The sequence below is a fragment of the Micromonospora sp. DT15 genome, assembly GCF_049841475.1.
Taxonomy (GTDB): domain Bacteria; phylum Actinomycetota; class Actinomycetes; order Mycobacteriales; family Micromonosporaceae; genus Micromonospora.
In genome coordinates this window covers 730,418-745,418 of sequence record NZ_JBNCKJ010000001.1, presented here as the reverse complement: position 1 = coordinate 745,418, position 15,001 = coordinate 730,418, and the positions used below count along the sequence as shown (strand labels likewise).

The 15,001-nt window shown below is 69.9% G+C and carries 18 protein-coding genes; 12 read left to right on the top strand and 6 right to left on the bottom strand.

All coding sequences use genetic code 11. The features are described from left to right. Window positions 1–148: 148 nt before the first annotated feature. From ACLQ3F_RS03480 to ACLQ3F_RS03470, 3 genes are all read left to right on the top strand, one after another. Window positions 149–913 carry a hypothetical protein gene (locus ACLQ3F_RS03480; protein ID WP_425845925.1) on the top strand — a complete coding sequence of 255 codons (765 nt, stop codon included), beginning with the start codon at window positions 149–151 and terminating at the stop codon, window positions 911–913. 177 nt (window positions 914–1,090) lie between these two features. After that, window positions 1,091–1,576, top strand: coding sequence for a nitroreductase/quinone reductase family protein (locus ACLQ3F_RS03475; protein ID WP_425845923.1), 486 nt, complete (start codon window positions 1,091–1,093; stop codon window positions 1,574–1,576). 160 nt (window positions 1,577–1,736) lie between these two features. Next, window positions 1,737–2,171, top strand: coding sequence for a DUF6223 family protein (locus ACLQ3F_RS03470; RefSeq protein ID WP_425845921.1), 435 nt, complete (start codon window positions 1,737–1,739; stop codon window positions 2,169–2,171). Between the two features lies 1 nt (window position 2,172). Here the strand turns inward: ACLQ3F_RS03470 and ACLQ3F_RS03465 are convergent, their stop codons facing one another. Next, complete coding sequence (locus ACLQ3F_RS03465) at window positions 2,173–2,835, bottom strand: response regulator (protein ID WP_425845918.1); 663 nt, start codon at window positions 2,833–2,835, stop codon at window positions 2,173–2,175. Then, window positions 2,832–3,965 (bottom strand): sensor histidine kinase, encoded by a 1,134-nt coding sequence (locus ACLQ3F_RS03460; RefSeq protein WP_425845916.1) that lies wholly within the window; start codon window positions 3,963–3,965, stop codon window positions 2,832–2,834. The genes ACLQ3F_RS03465 and ACLQ3F_RS03460 overlap by 4 nt, the downstream gene beginning before the upstream one ends. A 59-nt stretch (window positions 3,966–4,024) precedes the next feature. Here ACLQ3F_RS03460 and ACLQ3F_RS03455 point away from each other — a divergent pair, with 59 nt between their 5' ends. Beyond that, window positions 4,025–4,246, top strand: coding sequence for a hypothetical protein (locus tag ACLQ3F_RS03455; protein ID WP_425845913.1), 222 nt, complete (start codon window positions 4,025–4,027; stop codon window positions 4,244–4,246). On the opposite strand, the gene ACLQ3F_RS03450 is transcribed toward ACLQ3F_RS03455, so the two are convergent. Continuing rightward, complete coding sequence (locus tag ACLQ3F_RS03450) at window positions 4,247–4,738, bottom strand: MarR family winged helix-turn-helix transcriptional regulator (protein ID WP_357206358.1); 492 nt, start codon at window positions 4,736–4,738, stop codon at window positions 4,247–4,249. Between the two features lie 109 nt (window positions 4,739–4,847). Here ACLQ3F_RS03450 and ACLQ3F_RS03445 point away from each other — a divergent pair, with 109 nt between their 5' ends. Genes ACLQ3F_RS03445 through ACLQ3F_RS03435 form a run of 3 tightly spaced genes read left to right on the top strand, consistent with a single transcriptional unit; the run spans window position 4,848 to window position 7,662 of the window. Beyond that, window positions 4,848–5,897: an LLM class flavin-dependent oxidoreductase gene (locus ACLQ3F_RS03445; RefSeq protein WP_425845910.1), complete on the top strand. Its 1,050-nt coding sequence runs from the start codon at window positions 4,848–4,850 to the stop codon at window positions 5,895–5,897. Then, window positions 5,890–6,918 (top strand): LLM class flavin-dependent oxidoreductase, encoded by a 1,029-nt coding sequence (locus ACLQ3F_RS03440; protein WP_425845908.1) that lies wholly within the window; start codon window positions 5,890–5,892, stop codon window positions 6,916–6,918. The genes ACLQ3F_RS03445 and ACLQ3F_RS03440 overlap by 8 nt, the downstream gene beginning before the upstream one ends. Before the next feature lie 27 nt (window positions 6,919–6,945). Further along, on the top strand, window positions 6,946–7,662 hold the full coding sequence (locus tag ACLQ3F_RS03435) for an NADPH-dependent F420 reductase (RefSeq protein WP_425845906.1): 717 nt from the start codon (window positions 6,946–6,948) through the stop codon (window positions 7,660–7,662). On the opposite strand, the gene ACLQ3F_RS03430 is transcribed toward ACLQ3F_RS03435, so the two are convergent. Both ACLQ3F_RS03430 and ACLQ3F_RS03425 read right to left on the bottom strand, forming a co-directional pair. Then, a complete protein-coding gene (locus ACLQ3F_RS03430; protein WP_425845904.1) occupies window positions 7,659–8,378 on the bottom strand; it encodes a tetratricopeptide repeat protein in 720 nt (239 codons plus the stop codon). The genes ACLQ3F_RS03435 and ACLQ3F_RS03430 overlap by 4 nt on opposite strands. Before the next feature lie 31 nt (window positions 8,379–8,409). Then, complete coding sequence (locus tag ACLQ3F_RS03425) at window positions 8,410–9,171, bottom strand: GNAT family N-acetyltransferase (protein ID WP_425845902.1); 762 nt, start codon at window positions 9,169–9,171, stop codon at window positions 8,410–8,412. Window positions 9,172–9,398: 227 nt separating this feature from the next. Between ACLQ3F_RS03425 and ACLQ3F_RS03420 the strand changes: the two genes are divergently transcribed. The 5 genes from ACLQ3F_RS03420 (at window position 9,399) to ACLQ3F_RS03400 (ending at window position 13,242) form a co-directional block, all read left to right on the top strand. Continuing rightward, the gene (locus tag ACLQ3F_RS03420) at window positions 9,399–9,848 is read left to right on the top strand and encodes an iron chaperone (RefSeq protein WP_357206370.1); all 450 of its coding nucleotides are present in this window, start codon (window positions 9,399–9,401) and stop codon (window positions 9,846–9,848) included. Between the two features lie 158 nt (window positions 9,849–10,006). Then, a complete protein-coding gene (locus ACLQ3F_RS03415; protein ID WP_425845898.1) occupies window positions 10,007–10,480 on the top strand; it encodes a hypothetical protein in 474 nt (157 codons plus the stop codon). Window positions 10,481–10,550: 70 nt separating this feature from the next. Continuing rightward, window positions 10,551–11,366 (top strand): inositol monophosphatase family protein, encoded by an 816-nt coding sequence (locus ACLQ3F_RS03410; protein WP_425845895.1) that lies wholly within the window; start codon window positions 10,551–10,553, stop codon window positions 11,364–11,366. 99 nt (window positions 11,367–11,465) lie between these two features. After that, complete coding sequence (gene sodN / locus ACLQ3F_RS03405; RefSeq protein WP_425846188.1) at window positions 11,466–11,870, top strand: superoxide dismutase, Ni; 405 nt, start codon at window positions 11,466–11,468, stop codon at window positions 11,868–11,870. A gap of 61 nt (window positions 11,871–11,931) precedes the next feature. After that, window positions 11,932–13,242: a radical SAM protein gene (locus ACLQ3F_RS03400; protein WP_355006913.1), complete on the top strand. Its 1,311-nt coding sequence runs from the start codon at window positions 11,932–11,934 to the stop codon at window positions 13,240–13,242. 147 nt (window positions 13,243–13,389) lie between these two features. Here ACLQ3F_RS03400 and ACLQ3F_RS03395 read toward each other — a convergent pair whose 3' ends face one another. Beyond that, the gene (locus ACLQ3F_RS03395; protein ID WP_425845891.1) at window positions 13,390–14,958 is read right to left on the bottom strand and encodes a pectate lyase family protein; all 1,569 of its coding nucleotides are present in this window, start codon (window positions 14,956–14,958) and stop codon (window positions 13,390–13,392) included. Between the last annotated feature and the right edge of the window lie 43 nt (window positions 14,959–15,001).

Below are 15,001 nucleotides of genomic sequence, written 5' to 3'. Positions count from 1 at the left end.
TGAGCGATCACGCTGGTCATGCGGGGCAGCCTAGCGGCCCGGCCGACGCGACGACACCTCGATTCCAGTGGTCCGGTCGGTGCCCGGGGCGTGGTCGTTTCGTTGTACACCGGGCAGGGAACTGCCCAGGGACAGACGAGGGGTGACGATGAGCCAGTACACACCACTGCCGGTGACCCGTACGCGACGCGCGCTCGCGCTGCTCCCGCTGCTCGGCGCCGTCACGCTCGCCGCTGCCTGCACCGCCACCGAGGATCCGCCCGGCTCTGCCCCGGCGACCACGGCACCGGCCACCACGTCGACGTCAGTGCCCCCGACAGATCCGCCATCGCCGAGCGCGAGCACCCAGGTGACGATCCCGACCTCGGCCTTCGTCGAGTTGCCCGCCGAACTGCGGAAGTCCCCGCGACGGACGACGCCCGTCGCGGAGGCGCTGCCGAAGCTGTGCGGCAACGAGTTCGGCACCGGCGGCCGGCAGGTCACCGCGAGCGCCGCGATGACGGTCACCTACCAGAAGGCCGGCGAGCCCTCCAGCAACGTGCCGCAGGGGATGATCCACCAGACCATCTTCACCTTCGACGGCGACGGCGCCCCGGGTTACCTGAGCCGGCTCCGCACCGCCGTGCAGGCGTGCCCCTCGTACGACCAGTCCGGAAACCGCGTCACCGTCAAGAGTAAGGCGCTGCCCGGGGTCGGCGACGAGGCGTTGCTGCTGACCCGGACGTGGCCCGAGACGAGCATGAACGGCGAACGTACCGGCGACACCGCATCCAGCCAGATCGCGGTGGCCCGCGTCGACAGCGCGGTGACGGTCTTCGACGACCAGGGGTGGGAGGGCACCAGCGGTAACCCCACCATCCTGGACCGGGTCGTCCGCGACGGCGTACGCGCCATCGACACCTGGCAGCGGTAACCCGCCCGCCCCGACGCGGGCTTCCACCGATCGGTTCGATCCTCGGTCGGATCATGGACACCTCGACGCGAGTGGCGCTCGCGCCGGAAGACTTGGGGATTCCGGTCCACAGTGGTGGTCGCGACAGTGTGAAGCAGCCACCCGGGCCATCAGCGTTGGTCGGTGGAGGAGGTCGTCATGTCGGACGGTCAGGAGACGAAGGCGCCGTGGCTTCCGCCGCGGTGGTTCATCCGGCTGGCCTGGTCGGTGCACCGGGGCCTGTACCGGGTCAGCGGCAGCCGGGTCGGGCTGTGGCGACCGCGCGAGCACCGGTGGGGCACGCTGCGACTGACCACGACCGGACGCCGCACCGGCCAGCAGCGCAGCGTCATTCTCGCGTACTTCGAGGACGGCCCGAACCTGGTCGGCGTGGCGATGAACGGGTGGGGCGAGGGTGCCCCCGCCTGGTGGCTCAACCTCCAGGCCCATCCGGACGCGTCAGTCGATCTGGCCGACGGGCGCCGGCTGGTGCGCGGCCGCGTCGCCACCGAGGACGAACGGTCGCGACTGTGGCCACTGTGGCGCGCGGCCGACAAGAACTTCGACGCCCACGCGGCACGGCGATCGTCGGAGACGACAGTGGTGGTGCTGGAGCCCGCACCGGGTGACGACGACGTGGCGTGAGCGCGCACCTCGTGCCCGCTGGACAACTGCGGCGGTACGAGGTGCCGGACGCGTACATCCCGGGTGGTAGGCCCATCGGCAACTCCGGCATGACGACTCACCAGCTGGTTGCTTCCTAGGCTGCCACCTGTAATCGCCATGCGACCGAGGGGGATCCACCATGTCCGTCCGTCACCTGTTCGCCGCCGCCGTAACCGCCCCGCTCGCCGGGATCGAGCTGGCCGTGCCGGCAGCCGCGCACGTGTCCGCCCAGCCAACCGCAGCCGCTGCTCTTTCCATGAGTTCCGGGCGTTTCGGGGCCAGTGTGGCCGTCCTGCTGGGGCTGGCCGGCACGATCATCGGAGGATTGGCAGTGGCCCGCCCCGCCGGTCGGCTCGGCACCGGCTCGGGGAGCCTCGGAGCCGTCCTGGCCCTGGCGACGGGGCTGATCGGTATGGCGCTCGGCGGGCTGGTGGCGGCCACCGCCGACAGTGGCATCGGCACGGGCAACGGGCTAGGCGGGGCCTATGTGGCGCTCGCGGTCGGACTGGCCGCGGTGGTGCTCGGCGGGCTGGCCCTGGTTCGCGCGCGCCGCACCGGCCGCCTGGCGGGCTGACTCAGGAGCGAGCGAGCCAACCCGGCACGGTCAGACCGGACTCGTAGGCGAGGATCACCAACTGGGCTCGGTCCCGGGCCTGGGCCTTGGTCATGATCCGGCTGACATGTGTCTTGGCGGTCGCCGGGCTCAGCACCAACCGTGCCGCGATCTCGTCGTTGGAGAGGCCGGCGGCGACCAGCGTCAGCACTTCACGCTCCCGCTCGGTGAGCACGCTCAGTCGCGGCCCGGGGTCAGGATGTCTGGCCCGGGCCGCGAACTCGGCGATCAACCGCCGGGTGATCGACGGTGCGATCAACGCGTCACCCCGGGCCACCACCCGCACTCCGTGGATCAACTCCGCTGGCTCGGTGTCCTTGACCAGGAAGCCGCTGGCACCGGCACGCAGCGCGCCGTAGACGTAATCGTCCAGGTCGAACGTTGTCAGGATGATGACGCGGGCGTCGGAGTGCGCGACGATCTCACCGGTGGCGGCCAGGCCGTCGAGCCCTGGCATCCGGATGTCCATGAGGACGACATCGGGCCGCAGGTGCTTGGCCAGCCGCACCGCCTCGAATCCATCGGCGGCCTCGCCGACCACCTGGAGACCGTCCTCACCGTCGAGGATGGACCGGAAGCCGGCGCGTACGAGGGTCTGGTCGTCGACCAGGAGCAGCCGGATCACATCTGCTCCCCCACCGGCGCCGGGTCGGGTCGCATCGGCAGCCGGGCGCGGACCCGGAAGCCCCCGTCCGGCTGCGCGCCAGTGGTCAACGAACCGCCGAGCGCGATGGCCCGCTCCCGCATTCCGAGGATCCCGCTGCCCGGTGAACCCGGCTGACCGGTGCCGTCGTCCTCGACCTCCACGAGCACGTCGTCGTGATCGGGCTGGACCCGGACCACGGCGGTGGTGGCACGTGCGTGACGCGCCACGTTGGTGAGCGCCTCCTGAACGATCCGATACACCGCCAGATCGACCTCCGGCGGTAGCGACCGCGTCTCGGCCAGCTCGGTGCGGATCTCCAACTCCGGCCGAGCGGCCGTCCTGATCAGATCACCGAGGCGGTTCAGACCGGGTGCGGGCATGACCGCCGGGGCCTGCCGCAGTGCGCCCAGCGTCGCGCGCAACTCACTCAACGTCTCCTTGCTGGTCTGTTTGATCGCGGTGAGGGCCTGCTCGGACCGGACCGGATCGGGTCGGTGCAACGCGGCGCTGGCCTGCACGTTGATCAACGACAGGTGGTGGCCGAGTACGTCGTGCAGCTCCCGGGCGATGCGCAGCCGCTCCTCGGTGGCCCGTCGCCGGGCCTCCTCCTCCATCCGCTGCTCGGCGACGAACGCCCGGGCCTGCGCCTCGGCGAGGTAGGCGCGGCGGTTACGGGTCACGCCGACGATGACCGCGACGAGCCAACCAGCGTGCAGCAGCGTCGCCCCGTTCATGGTGTTCGGGGAGCGGTTGTAGCTGTCCGCCACGGCGAAGGCGATCACCGAGGCGAGACCGAGCCCGATGGCGACCGCGAGATGTCCCTCGTCGACGACGGTGTAGAGCGCGACGACGAACACCAGCATGATCGGACCGGGCCGGTGCAGCAACGCCCCGTACGCGCCGATTGCAGCCAGCGCCACGACGCCCACCGGCACCGGGTGACGGCGGCGGACGTACAGCGCGCCGGCGGAGAGCAGCACCACCAGCAGGGCCGCCCACTCGGCGACGGTGGAGATGCCGCGCGACTGCACCACCAGGCCCACGACGGCGACCAGACCCACGGCGGGCACCAGGACCACGTCCGCCGTCCGGCCCCGCCACCCTGACATGGGCCGAAGCCTAGCCTCCCGCGAATGAGCGGGAGAAGGTCCGACTGGACGGTTCAGGTGTGCTGGTTGCCCTGGGCCAGATTCGCGTCGTAACCGGCGGCCTGGAGGGCGAACAGTTCGGCGTACCGGCCGCCGGTGGCGACGAGGTCGGCGTGTGTGCCGTCCTCGACGAGCCGGCCGTGGTGCAGGACGAAGATCCGGTCGGCGTGCCGGACGTTGGCGAGCCGGTGCGTGATGAGGATCGTGGTGGCCCGACCTCTGCGGTTATCGATGTGCGGTGATCAGCCCTTGCCCAGGGTGTCGAGCTGCGCTCGCAGCGCCGTGGCGATCTCGCCGGCCGCGACGATCTGCTCCGGCGTGAGGGCGTCGACGAAGAACTCCCGGATGGCGCGCAGGTGGGGAAAGGTGGCTCCCCTGAACGCCTCGCCGCCGGCCTTCGTGAGCAGCACTTCCGCCCCGCGGGGAACAGTGGCGCACTCCTGGCGGCGGATGAGGCCGCGCCGCTCCATCCGCCCGAGGTGGTGGGAGAGCCGGCTCCGCTCCCACCCGATGTGCGAGGCGAGTTCGGACGACCGCATCGTCTCGCCCTCAGCCTCACTGAGAGCGAGGAGCACTGCGTAGTCTCCGGTCGAGAGCGAGGAGTCGCCCTGTAGGCGGGACTCGAGCCGGGAGCCGAGCGCTGCCGTCGTCTCGATGAAGTCCCGCCAGATTCGTAGCTCGTCGGCGGTCGGAAGTTGGCGTCCGCCCCGCCCGCCGGGTGTGGCCTCCGTCATCTCACTCTCCCGGGAATTGACGTGTCAATCACCAAGTTAGCATCATTGACACGTCAACCGGTAGGACCGCTCCCGTGGGTCGCCGGCGGATTGCACCGAGGAGGAGACGATGGCAGCTGCAGACTTCGAGCTGGGGCTCAACTCGTTCGGGGAGGTGGCCACCGACGGCGACCGGGTCCTGAGCGACGCCGAGACCGTACGGCTACTCGTGGACGAGGCACGGCTCGCCGAGTCGGCCGGACTCGACGTGTTCAGCGTCGGTGAGCACTACCGCGAGGGCCACAACGACTCGGCGACACCGGTACTGCTGGCGGCAGTCGCGACGGCGACCGAGCGAATTCGCCTCGGCACCTCGGTCACCGTGCTCAGCACCAACGACCCGGTACGGCTCTACCACGAGTTCTCCACGCTGGACGCCGTCTCCGACGGCCGCGCCCAGATCGTCCTTGGGCGGGCATCCGCAACCGAGTCGTTTCCGCTGTTCGGGTACGACCTGGCCGACTACGAGCGGTTGTTCGAGGAGAAGCTGGACCTCTTCCTGCGGCTTCAACAGGACGAACCGGTCACCTGGTCCGGCACGGTACGAAGCCCACTGGCCGCACAGCGGCTGCACCCACGGATGCGGCCGGGCGGCATCCCGACCTGGATCGGTGTCGGGGGAAGCCCGAACTCGGTGATCCGCGCCGCCCGGCACGGACTGCCGCTCATGCTCGCCATCATCGGCGGGCGGCCCCAGCGCTTCGCCGGTCACGTCGACCTCTACACCAGAGCGCTCGAACAATTCGGGCATACCCTGCATCCAATCGGGCAGCACTCACTCGGCCTTGTCGCAGACACCGACGAGGAGGCGGTGGAGACGTGGTGGCGGTACTGGCAGCCGGTGGTGGCGGCCCTGGCCGCGGAACGCGGCTTCTACAAACCGGACCGCGCGCGCTACGAGGCGGAAATCGACCACGGGGCGCTCTTCGTCGGTTCGCCCGAGACGGTGGCGCAGAAGATCGCCACTGTCGCTCGCGACCTGCGACTGAGCCGCTTCGACCTGAAGTACGACATCATGCACCTGCCCCGCGAGGCACGGGCGCGCACCATCCAACTGCTGGGCAGTGAGGTCGCGCCGCGGGTCCGGGAGCTGCTGGCTAAGGAGCCCAACCATGTCTGATCTGCTGTTCGGCCTGGACACGTTCGGCGACGTACCGGAGGACGACAACGGCAAACTCGTCTCCCACGCGGCGGCGATCCGGCAGGTCGTCGACGAGGCCGTGCTCGCCGACCAACTCGGGGTCGACGTCATCGCCCTGGGCGAGCACCACCGGCCCGAGTACTCGGTCTCCACACCGGAGACGGTGCTGGCCGGAATCGCCACCCGCACCTCGCGGATCCGGTTGGCCTCCGGCGTGACAGTGCTGAGTTCCGACGACCCGGTACGGGTGTTCCAGCGCTTCGCCACAGTGGACGCGCTGTCGAACGGCCGAGCCGAGGTCATCCTCGGTCGCGGCTCGTTCACCGAGTCGTTCCCGCTCTTCGGCTACGACCTCCGCGACTACGACACGCTGTTCGAGGAGAAGATCGAACTGTTCGTCAAGTTGCTCGACGAGAAGCCGGTCACCTGGAACGGCACCCTGCGTGCCCCGCTCGAGAACGCCGACGTGTTCCCGAAGACCGAGTCGGGTCACCTGGACACCTGGGTCGGTGTGGGTGGCTCGCCGCAGTCGGTCGTCCGCACCGCCCAGTACGGATTGCCGCTCATGCTCGCCATCATCGGCGGTGCCCCCGAGCGCTTCGCGCCCTACATCGACCTGTACCGCCGGGCCGCCGATCAGCTCGGCACCACAGCGCACCCGGTCGGCATGCACTCGCCGGGCTTCATCGCCGACACCGACGAGCAGGCCAAGGAGATCTACTGGCCGCACTACCGGATCATGCGGGACCGGATCGGCAAACTGCGGGGCTGGCCCCCGATCCGCCGTCAGGAGTTCGACTCCGAAGTGGAGAACGGCTCCCTCTACATCGGCTCACCGGAGACGGTGGCCCGCCGGATGGCCCGTGCCATCCGCAGCCTCGGCGTCGGGCGGTTCGACCTCATCTACTCGGCCGGCGCGCAACCGGCCAGCGCCCGGATGCGCGCGGTGGAACTCTACGGCTCGAAGGTGATCCCCATGGTCCGCGAACTGCTGGCCTGATCAGCACTTCCCAAGCGAGAGGACGACATGAACGACAACGACCGGAGCCGGCCTACGACCCTCGGCATTCTCGGGGCCGGCAAGGTGGGCACTGTGCTCGCCCGGCTCGCCGTCGCCGCCGGCTACCGGGTACGGGTGGCCGGCTCCGGCGACCCGGCGAAGATCGCCCTCACCGTCGAGGTCCTCGCCCCGGGCGCCGAGGCCACCACGGCGGTCGACGCGGCGGCCGCCGCCGACGTCGTCATCCTCGCCCTGCCCCTGGGCAAGTACCGCAGCGTCCCCGCCGAGGCGTTACGCGGCAAGCTCGTCGTCGATGCCATGAACTACTGGTGGGAGATCGACGGCATCCGCGATGACCTCACCAACCCGCGGACCTCGTCGAGCGAGACCGTCCAGACGTTCCTGTCCGGCTCGCGCGTCGTCAAGGCGTTCAACCACATGGGCTATCACGACCTGGAGGACGAGGCCCGGCCGGCGGGGGCGACCGGCCGCAAGGCCATCGCGATCGCCGGCGACGAGGACGCCGACCTCACCGAGGTCGCGGCCCTGGTGGACGCGCTCGGCTTCGACCCGGTCGTCGCCGGCCCGCTGGCCGAGGGGGTACGACTCGAACCGGGCAGCGAGCTGTTCGGCGCCAACGTGAGCGCCGACGAGGTACGCGCCATGCTCGACCGCTTCCCGGAGTCGGAGCGGGGACGGATCATCACCGCTGCCCGAGCATCGACCTCACCCGAGGCCGCCTAGGCGCCGAAGGCCGCCCGGGGCTCCTGGTGGCGGCCCACGGCGTACTCCCTGTCGAAGTTGGCCGGGCCCAGCGCCTCGGTGGCGGCGGCGCGCATCCTGGCGAGGTCCGCGGCGTCGTCCGGGTCCGGCACCTGGCCGAGTGCCGCGAACGCGGCATCGGCGACGCCGATCATCCGGGCCGCGCGGGAGTGGTCCCCCTCGGCGGTCGCGAGCGCGGCGCCCGCGACGCAGACGTACGGCACGAAGTCGGCCCAGCCGTTGTGGAACACCCGCTCGCGGTTCTCGGCGAACAGCGTTCGGGCCACGTCCAGGTTGCCCAGCCCCAACTCGCAGAACGCGAGGTTGTGGAATTCGGAGTTGACCGTCTGGGGTTGGCCGAGCGCCTCGTTGAGCGCGATGCTCTCCCGGTACAAATTCCGAGCGCGGAGCAGGTCACCGGACATCCTCGCGACGCCGGCCAGCACGTGCCTCGGTCGTTCCTCCAGGGCACGGTCGCCGGAGCGCAGCGCCACCGCGAGGGCCTCCCGGGCCCGTGCCTCGCCACCGGGCAGGTCACCGCCGCGAATGGCGACCCGGGCGAGGCTGTACCGGGCCTCCACCTCGCCCGCCAGGTCGCCGGCCGCCTGGGCCCGCTCGATCTCGGCCTCGCTCATCCGCACCACGGCGTCGGTCTCGCCGCGCCGGAAGGCCGAGCGGACGTTCTCGCTGAAGCTCACAGGTCTTCCTCCTTCTGGCCGGTCGCGTCGGTCAGGCCGCCTGGAACACGGTCCAGGTCTCGACGAGCGCGAAGCCCATCGCCTCGTAGAGCGGTCGACCCATCGGGCTGGCGTGCAGGTACGCGGCGTCCGCGCCGGCGGCGACGCCGTCGCGCAGCGCCGCCTCGGTGAGCGCCCGGCCCAGGCCGCGACCCCGGGCGGACGGTACGACGGCGATGTTGAACACCCCGATCACGCCGGATGTGCGCATGCCGAGCCCGGTGCCGACCGGGCTGCCAGACTCCTCGGCCAGATAGCCGGTGATGGCGTCGGTATCGAGGACCGCGCCGCCCATCAGCGGGCCGAAGAGGCCGTCGGGCGCCTCGAAGCTCCGGGTGAGGGCGTCGGTGTACCTGTCACTCTCGGCGGCTCCGACCCGGCGGACCAGCGCCTGCTGGGTCGAGTCGGCCCGGAACACGATGTCGTCGGTGGCGCAGGCCATCAGGGGGAGGTCGCTGCGTCCGCGCAGCCCGTGCCGGGCCGCCAGTTCGGCGACCTCGTCGCTCGCCGCACCGCGAATGATGATCGACCAGTGCGGTGTCTGCCGGCTGACCTCGGTCGCCAACTCGTCGATGGCCGCGAGATCCGGCTCGGTGGCCGTCTCGAGGACCCCGTTGAGCGTCGCAACGCTGGCGTGGGTGAGCCCCGCGCGAGCGGTGCCCCGCTCGGCGTACCAGCCCTTCGGCGTCACCTGGCAGAGGAGTTGGATCGCGTCGAAGTACGACGTCGCCATCTGGTCGGCGGTGGTGCTCATGTCTGGTTCCCCCCGGAACGCTCGCTCGCCCTCGCCCAGCAACCTAGCCACCGCTCGGGTCGGTGAGCACCTTCGAGAGGCCGAGGTCACCCCGCAGCGGCACCTCGCTGGCAGGCGGACGGTCGTCGAACGATCAGGAATCGAGAAGCTCGCGAGCGACGCCCGGCCTAGCCTTTCCCCAGGCAGTCGGCAGCGCGCCGGGCCAGACGACGAGAGGAAGCCCGAGAATGTCCGCGAAGACCACCACGACCGGGTCCGACGGCTTCAGCGCCGAGGAGCGGGCCGCGATGAAGGAGCGCGCCGACGAGCTGCGCGCCGAGGGCAAGAAGGGTGCCAAGAAGGCGGACGGGCTGCAAGCGGTCCTCGACCGGATCGCGCAGATGGAGCCGGAGGACCGCGCGCTCGCCGAGCGGGTGCACGTGACGGTGACCGCCGCCGCCCCGGGGCTGACGCCGAAGACCTGGTACGGGATGCCCGCCTACGCGAACGAGGACGGCAAGATCGTCGTCTTCTTCCAGGACTCCGGCAAGTTCAACTACCGGTACTCGACAGTGGGCTTCCAGGACCCGGCCAACCTCGACGACGGGGATTTCTGGCCGGTGGCGTACGCGTTGCAGCAGTGGAGCCCGACCGTGGAGAAGAAGCTCACGGAGCTTGTGCGGACAGCGGTCTCCTGACCGACGCCCGCCCCTCGTCGGCTCGCTCATGGTGCGATGATCGAGGGCCGGAGTCGACGGAGACAGGTGGTGCGGACGATGCGGTGTGGGCCGGCGGCGGTACGACGAGTCCCCCGGTGACCGGCCGGGCCGGCGAAGTTTTCGACACGGGTCGGACGGTGTCCGACATCGAGTCGCTGCTCGCCGCGGAGCTGCCCACGGGCGGCGTACCGGTCAGCGAGGGGGATCCGGCCACCGGTGAGTGGACCGGCACCCGGGGCGAGGGTTTTCGGATCGTCCCGCTCTGGGAGAGCGACGCCCTGACGGGTGTGTACGGCGCCGAATGGAACCAGGCAGAGGAGGCCGCCGAGGCGAACCTGGCCCTCGTCGTAGCGGAGTTGACCCGGAGGTGGGGCGCGCACCGCACTGTCTCCATGCGGGTGCCGCTGTTTCGGGATCAGGCCGGTGAACCCATGCCGGCGCTGTTCCAGTCGCTCTGTGACCTGGACTGCTACGGCGACCTGACCGTGTGGGGGCCGACGGTGACCGAGGGGCGGTGGGTCGCGGTCTCGGTCAACCAGTGTGACGGCGATGCTCCCATGATCATGACGGCTGTCGTCAGTCAACTACCGATCATCGAACTGTCGGACTGACCTGCCCGGTGATCCACGTCCCGGATGCGGGGCTGTCATCGACATTGCACTTGGCTCCTATGGTTCGGGCATGTCGATCACAGACCATGCGCTGGCCATCGAGGCGGCCGAAGCTGGAGCCGCAGTCGTGGGCTCCCGGTACGGCTCAGCACTGACGCGTGTCATGAAGACCGCCGGCGACTTCGCCACCGCCGCCGACGTCGAGGCCGAGCACGCCATCATCGACGTCCTTCGCGCGGCACGGCCGGACGACGCCGTGGTGGCCGAGGAGAGCGGGCGCACGGGTGCCGGCGACAACGGGCGCACCTGGCTGGTCGACCCGCTGTGCGGGACGTTGAACTTCGCCGCGCGGACCATGCTGGCCTCGGTCAACGTCGCCCTGCGGGTCGGGCCGGACGTCACAGTGGCGGCGTCGGTGGACCCGTTCGCCGATGAGGTGTTCTGGACCGACGGCACCGCCGCCTACGTCCGGGGGGTTGCGGGGACGGACGAGCGACTCGTCCCGTCGGCCGAGTCGACGCTTGTCGACCTGAACCTCGACCCGCCCTTTCCCAATCGGGACGTCTTCCTGGCCGCCCGCCTGCTCGCCGACGAGGGCTTCGTCGAACAGTTCCGGCCCCGGGTGGTCTCCACCAGCCTGGCCGTGGCCTGGGTCGCCGCCGGCCGCCGCGCCGCCTATGTGACGGACCGCCACGACCTGCGCAACAGCGTCCACTTCGCGGCCGGAATCGCGCTCTGCGAGGCGGCTGGCTGCGTTGTCACCGGGCTCGACGGCCAGCCCCTGCACACCGGTGGGGACGGTCTCGTGGTGGCCGCTGACGAGCGGACGCACGCCGCCCTGCTGACACTCATCCGGAAACAGGGCCCCGCCATCGCCCGGTCTTGACATGAAGTGCGGTTGAGGTTCTAGCGTCCCTAGATGATCACGTCCGGGCCGCCGCGCCCTGACGTACGTCGGCCGAACGCCACCGTCGAAGGGATTCCGATGTTCCTGTCCCGCCTTCTCCGCCCACGCACCGTCGCGAGCGCGCACTGCGACCTCCCCTGCGGCGTCTACGACCCGGCGCAGGCCCGCATTGAGGCCGAGTCCATCAAGGCGATCTCCGAGAAGTACCAGGCCAGCGACGACCCGGAGTTTCGCACCCGCGCGCTGCTCATCAAGGAGCAGCGCGCCGAACTGGTGAAGCACCACCTCTGGGTGTTGTGGACCGACTACTTCAAGCAGCCGCACTTCGAGAGGCACCCCCACCTGCACGGTCTCTTCAACGAGGCGACGAAGCTGGCAGGTGCCGGCGGCGCGAAGGGCGCCGCGGACCCGGCGGTCGCCGAGCAGCTCCTCGGCAAGATCGAGGAGATCTCGAAGATCTTCTGGGAGACCAAGCAGAGCTGATCAGCCCGCACCGGGTGGCACCGGCCACCCGGTGCGGCGTACCGCGTTCGGGAGGAACCGCATGACATCGCGCACCGACCTCGTCGAAGATCTGATGAGCCGTTTCCCACACGTGCCGCGGGAGGCGGTCCTCAAGGAGGACCTGCTGCGGGGCGGGCTCGCCTTCGACGACGCGGCACTGACCGACAACGAGCACGGCGACGTGAAGCCGAAGTCGTACTTCATCTTCTCCTTCGATCACCGGACTCTGCCCGAGTTGGGGACGGCGGCGCTGCGCCGGCCACCGGAGGAGATCGTGCTCACCGGGGGTCCGTACGAGCTGCGTCGTACCGTCGTCTCGGTCCGCACCAACCCCAGCTCGCCGTACCGCGTCGGCACCGACAGCGACGGTCGACTGCGCCTGTTCCTGGACGGACGGCCGATCGCCGATGTCGGGCTGCCCCCCATGCCGGCGTACTACCGCCACACGCTCGCCAACGGCAAGTCGGTGATGGAGGTCGCCCCGACGATCCAGTGGGGCTATCTCATCTACCTGACCGCGTTCCGGGTCTGCCAGTACTTCGGCGCCAAGGAGGAGTGCCAGTACTGCGACATCAACCACAACTGGCGGCAGCACAAGCAGGCCGGCCGGCCCTACACCGGGGTCAAGCCCGTCGACGAGGTCCTCGAGGCCCTGGAGATCATCAACCGACACGACGTCGATCGCGCGTCGCAGGCGTACACGTTGACCGGTGGCAGCATCACCTCGCAGGTCAACGGGCTGGCCGAGGCCGACTTCTACGGCCAGTACGCGCAGGCGATCGAGGAGCGGTTTCCGGGACGGTGGATCGGCAAGGTGGTGGCCCAGGCGCTCCCCCGAGCCGATGTGCAGCGGTTCCACGACTACGGGATCCGCATCTACCACCCCAACTACGAGGTGTGGGACAAGCGGCTGTTCGAGTTGTACTGCCCGGGCAAGGAGCGCTACGTCGGTCGGGAGGAGTGGCACCGGCGCATCCTCGACTCGGCCGAGGTGTTCGGCCCGCGCAACGTGATCCCGAACTTCGTGGCGGGCGTCGAGATGGCCGCCCCGCACGGCTTCACCAGCGTCGACGAGGCGATCGCCTCCACCACCGAGGGGCTCGACTACTTCATGTCCCGGGGGATCACGCCCCGCTTCACCACCTGGTGCCCGGAGCCCACCACACCGCTGGGCCGGACGAACCCGCAGGGCGCGCCGCTCGAATACCACGTCCGCCTGCTGGAGGCCTACCGGGCGACGATGGACGCCCACGGGCTGTCCAGTCCGCCCGGGTACGGCCCGGCCGGGCCCGGGCGAGCGGTCTTCTCGGTCAGCTCCTTCATGGACACTCTGCCGTCCACGGATTCGTGACGGCTCGCTCGGCCGCCTCGCCCACGTCGATCCGCCGAGAAGCGGTATGCCTCAGAGGCGTATTCACACCCCTGAGGTATACCGCTCCGAACCGCATCCGGCCCCCGACGACGGTGACCGACGGCGACCGCCCTGATGAAACAGGTTCTAGCTGGCGTACGTCTCGAACTCACCGACCCGTGGCGTACCGCCGGAACTGTTGATCTTGAAGTTGACCTTGCTCATCGCGGTGGCCGGGAAGGTGATCGAACCCGCCCCGCTGCCGGAGGCCAGGACGGCTCCGTTGTCGTTGTTGATCAGCTGCCAGGACCCGATGGATCCCTGGGTGCCGGACGGCTCGCGGATCACCACCCGGGACACCTGGGTCGCGGAGCCCCACTTGATCGAGATCGTGCCGGTCGAGCCGGCCGGCGACCACCAGGTGCTCAGGTTGCCGTCACGCACATTGCCGTAGCTGGTTCCGCTGGCCTTGCTGGAGCCGTCGGCGCCGGCACCCAGGCTGAGGTTGGTCCCGCCGGTGGGCGGTGGCGTGGTGGGTGGGGGCGTCGTGGGCGGGGGCGTCGTGGGCGGGGGCGTCGTGGTCGGCGGCGGGGTGGTCGGCGGCGGGGTCTGCGGCGTGCAACTGCCGTCGGACACCTTCAGGCCCGTGTTGGCGCCGACCGTCTGACGAACGACGTCCGGCACACAGCTCGCCCCGTCGAGACGGTACGAATACGGGATGCTGACAGTGGTGTTGGAGGTCGGGTTCGGTCCGGCGGGGTAGTTCTCGCTGCCTGCGCTGGACCAGGTCACGTTGTCGAAGACGTTGCCGGCGACCTGCCAGTAGCCGCGCTCGTTGGTGTAGAAGGTGCCCAGGACGTCCTTGGAGTCGCGGAAGTAGTTGTTCTCCACCTTGGCCCTGGCCCCCGCCCGGGAGTTGATCCCCGACTCGTGCAGGCTCACGTAGTGGTTGTTGTAGATGTGGGCGACCCCGCCACGCAGCAGCGGCGTGCGGGAGTCGATGTTCTCGTAGAGGTTGTGGTGGTACGTGATGAAGCCGTTCGAGAGGTCGCTCTCGCTGGACCCGACGAGGCCGCCCCGACCGGAGTTGCGCAGGACGCTGTACGACAGCGTCACGTACTGGGTGTTGTCCTTCATGTCGAAGAGGCCGTCGTACCCCTCGGACTCCCCGCCCGAGGCCTCCAGGGTGACGTGATCGACCCAGACGTTGCGGACCGTGCTCTCCATGCCGATGGCGTCCCCACCGTTGGAGGTGGGCGAGCCCGACTTCTTGACGTTCCGCACCGTCACGTTCTGGATGATGATGTTGCTGGAGTCGCGGATGTGGATGCCGAGCTGGTCGAAGACGGCGCTGCCGACCCCGATGATGGTGACGTTGCTGATCTGCTTGAGCTCGATCACTCCCGCTGCGGTGTTGCAGCTCGACCCCGACACCTTGCTGGTGTTGCCGTGATTGATGGTCCCGCTCACCTCGATGGTGATCGGGGTGCTGCTGCTGGGCCGACCGCACAGAGCCGCGTGGATCGCCGTGCCCGTGGTGGCCCGCACCGTCTGCCCGCCCGCGCCGCCGGTGGTCCCGCCGTTCTGGGTGGCGTAGCCGGTGGCGCTGCCGACCGCCGCCGAAGCCTGCGGGGTCGGTAGGGCCACCCCGACCCCGATCACCACGGCTACCGCGGCCAGCACCGCCTGACGTCGCAACACGACTGGTCGTCTCATGTCGCCTCACCTTCGCATTCGTCTCGTTCCAGGTTTCGACTCG

What these genes read in the sequence shown, in the direction of transcription:
- ACLQ3F_RS03480 (WP_425845925.1), top strand. Translation starts at nt 149, where the DNA reads ATGAGCCAGTACACACCACTGCCGGTGACCCGTACGCGACGCGCGCTC.
- ACLQ3F_RS03475 (WP_425845923.1), top strand. Translation starts at nt 1,091, where the DNA reads ATGTCGGACGGTCAGGAGACGAAGGCGCCGTGGCTTCCGCCGCGGTGG.
- sodN (WP_425846188.1), top strand. Translation starts at nt 11,466, where the DNA reads ATGTTCCTGTCCCGCCTTCTCCGCCCACGCACCGTCGCGAGCGCGCAC.
- ACLQ3F_RS03420 (WP_357206370.1), top strand. Translation starts at nt 9,399, where the DNA reads ATGTCCGCGAAGACCACCACGACCGGGTCCGACGGCTTCAGCGCCGAG.
- ACLQ3F_RS03395 (WP_425845891.1), bottom strand. Translation starts at nt 14,958, where the DNA reads ATGAGACGACCAGTCGTGTTGCGACGTCAGGCGGTGCTGGCCGCGGTA.
- ACLQ3F_RS03435 (WP_425845906.1), top strand. Translation starts at nt 6,946, where the DNA reads ATGAACGACAACGACCGGAGCCGGCCTACGACCCTCGGCATTCTCGGG.
- ACLQ3F_RS03400 (WP_355006913.1), top strand. Translation starts at nt 11,932, where the DNA reads ATGACATCGCGCACCGACCTCGTCGAAGATCTGATGAGCCGTTTCCCA.
- ACLQ3F_RS03450 (WP_357206358.1), bottom strand. Translation starts at nt 4,738, where the DNA reads ATGACGGAGGCCACACCCGGCGGGCGGGGCGGACGCCAACTTCCGACC.
- ACLQ3F_RS03445 (WP_425845910.1), top strand. Translation starts at nt 4,848, where the DNA reads ATGGCAGCTGCAGACTTCGAGCTGGGGCTCAACTCGTTCGGGGAGGTG.
- ACLQ3F_RS03470 (WP_425845921.1), top strand. Translation starts at nt 1,737, where the DNA reads ATGTCCGTCCGTCACCTGTTCGCCGCCGCCGTAACCGCCCCGCTCGCC.
- ACLQ3F_RS03460 (WP_425845916.1), bottom strand. Translation starts at nt 3,965, where the DNA reads ATGTCAGGGTGGCGGGGCCGGACGGCGGACGTGGTCCTGGTGCCCGCC.
- ACLQ3F_RS03410 (WP_425845895.1), top strand. Translation starts at nt 10,551, where the DNA reads ATGTCGATCACAGACCATGCGCTGGCCATCGAGGCGGCCGAAGCTGGA.
- ACLQ3F_RS03425 (WP_425845902.1), bottom strand. Translation starts at nt 9,171, where the DNA reads ATGAGCACCACCGCCGACCAGATGGCGACGTCGTACTTCGACGCGATC.
- ACLQ3F_RS03440 (WP_425845908.1), top strand. Translation starts at nt 5,890, where the DNA reads ATGTCTGATCTGCTGTTCGGCCTGGACACGTTCGGCGACGTACCGGAG.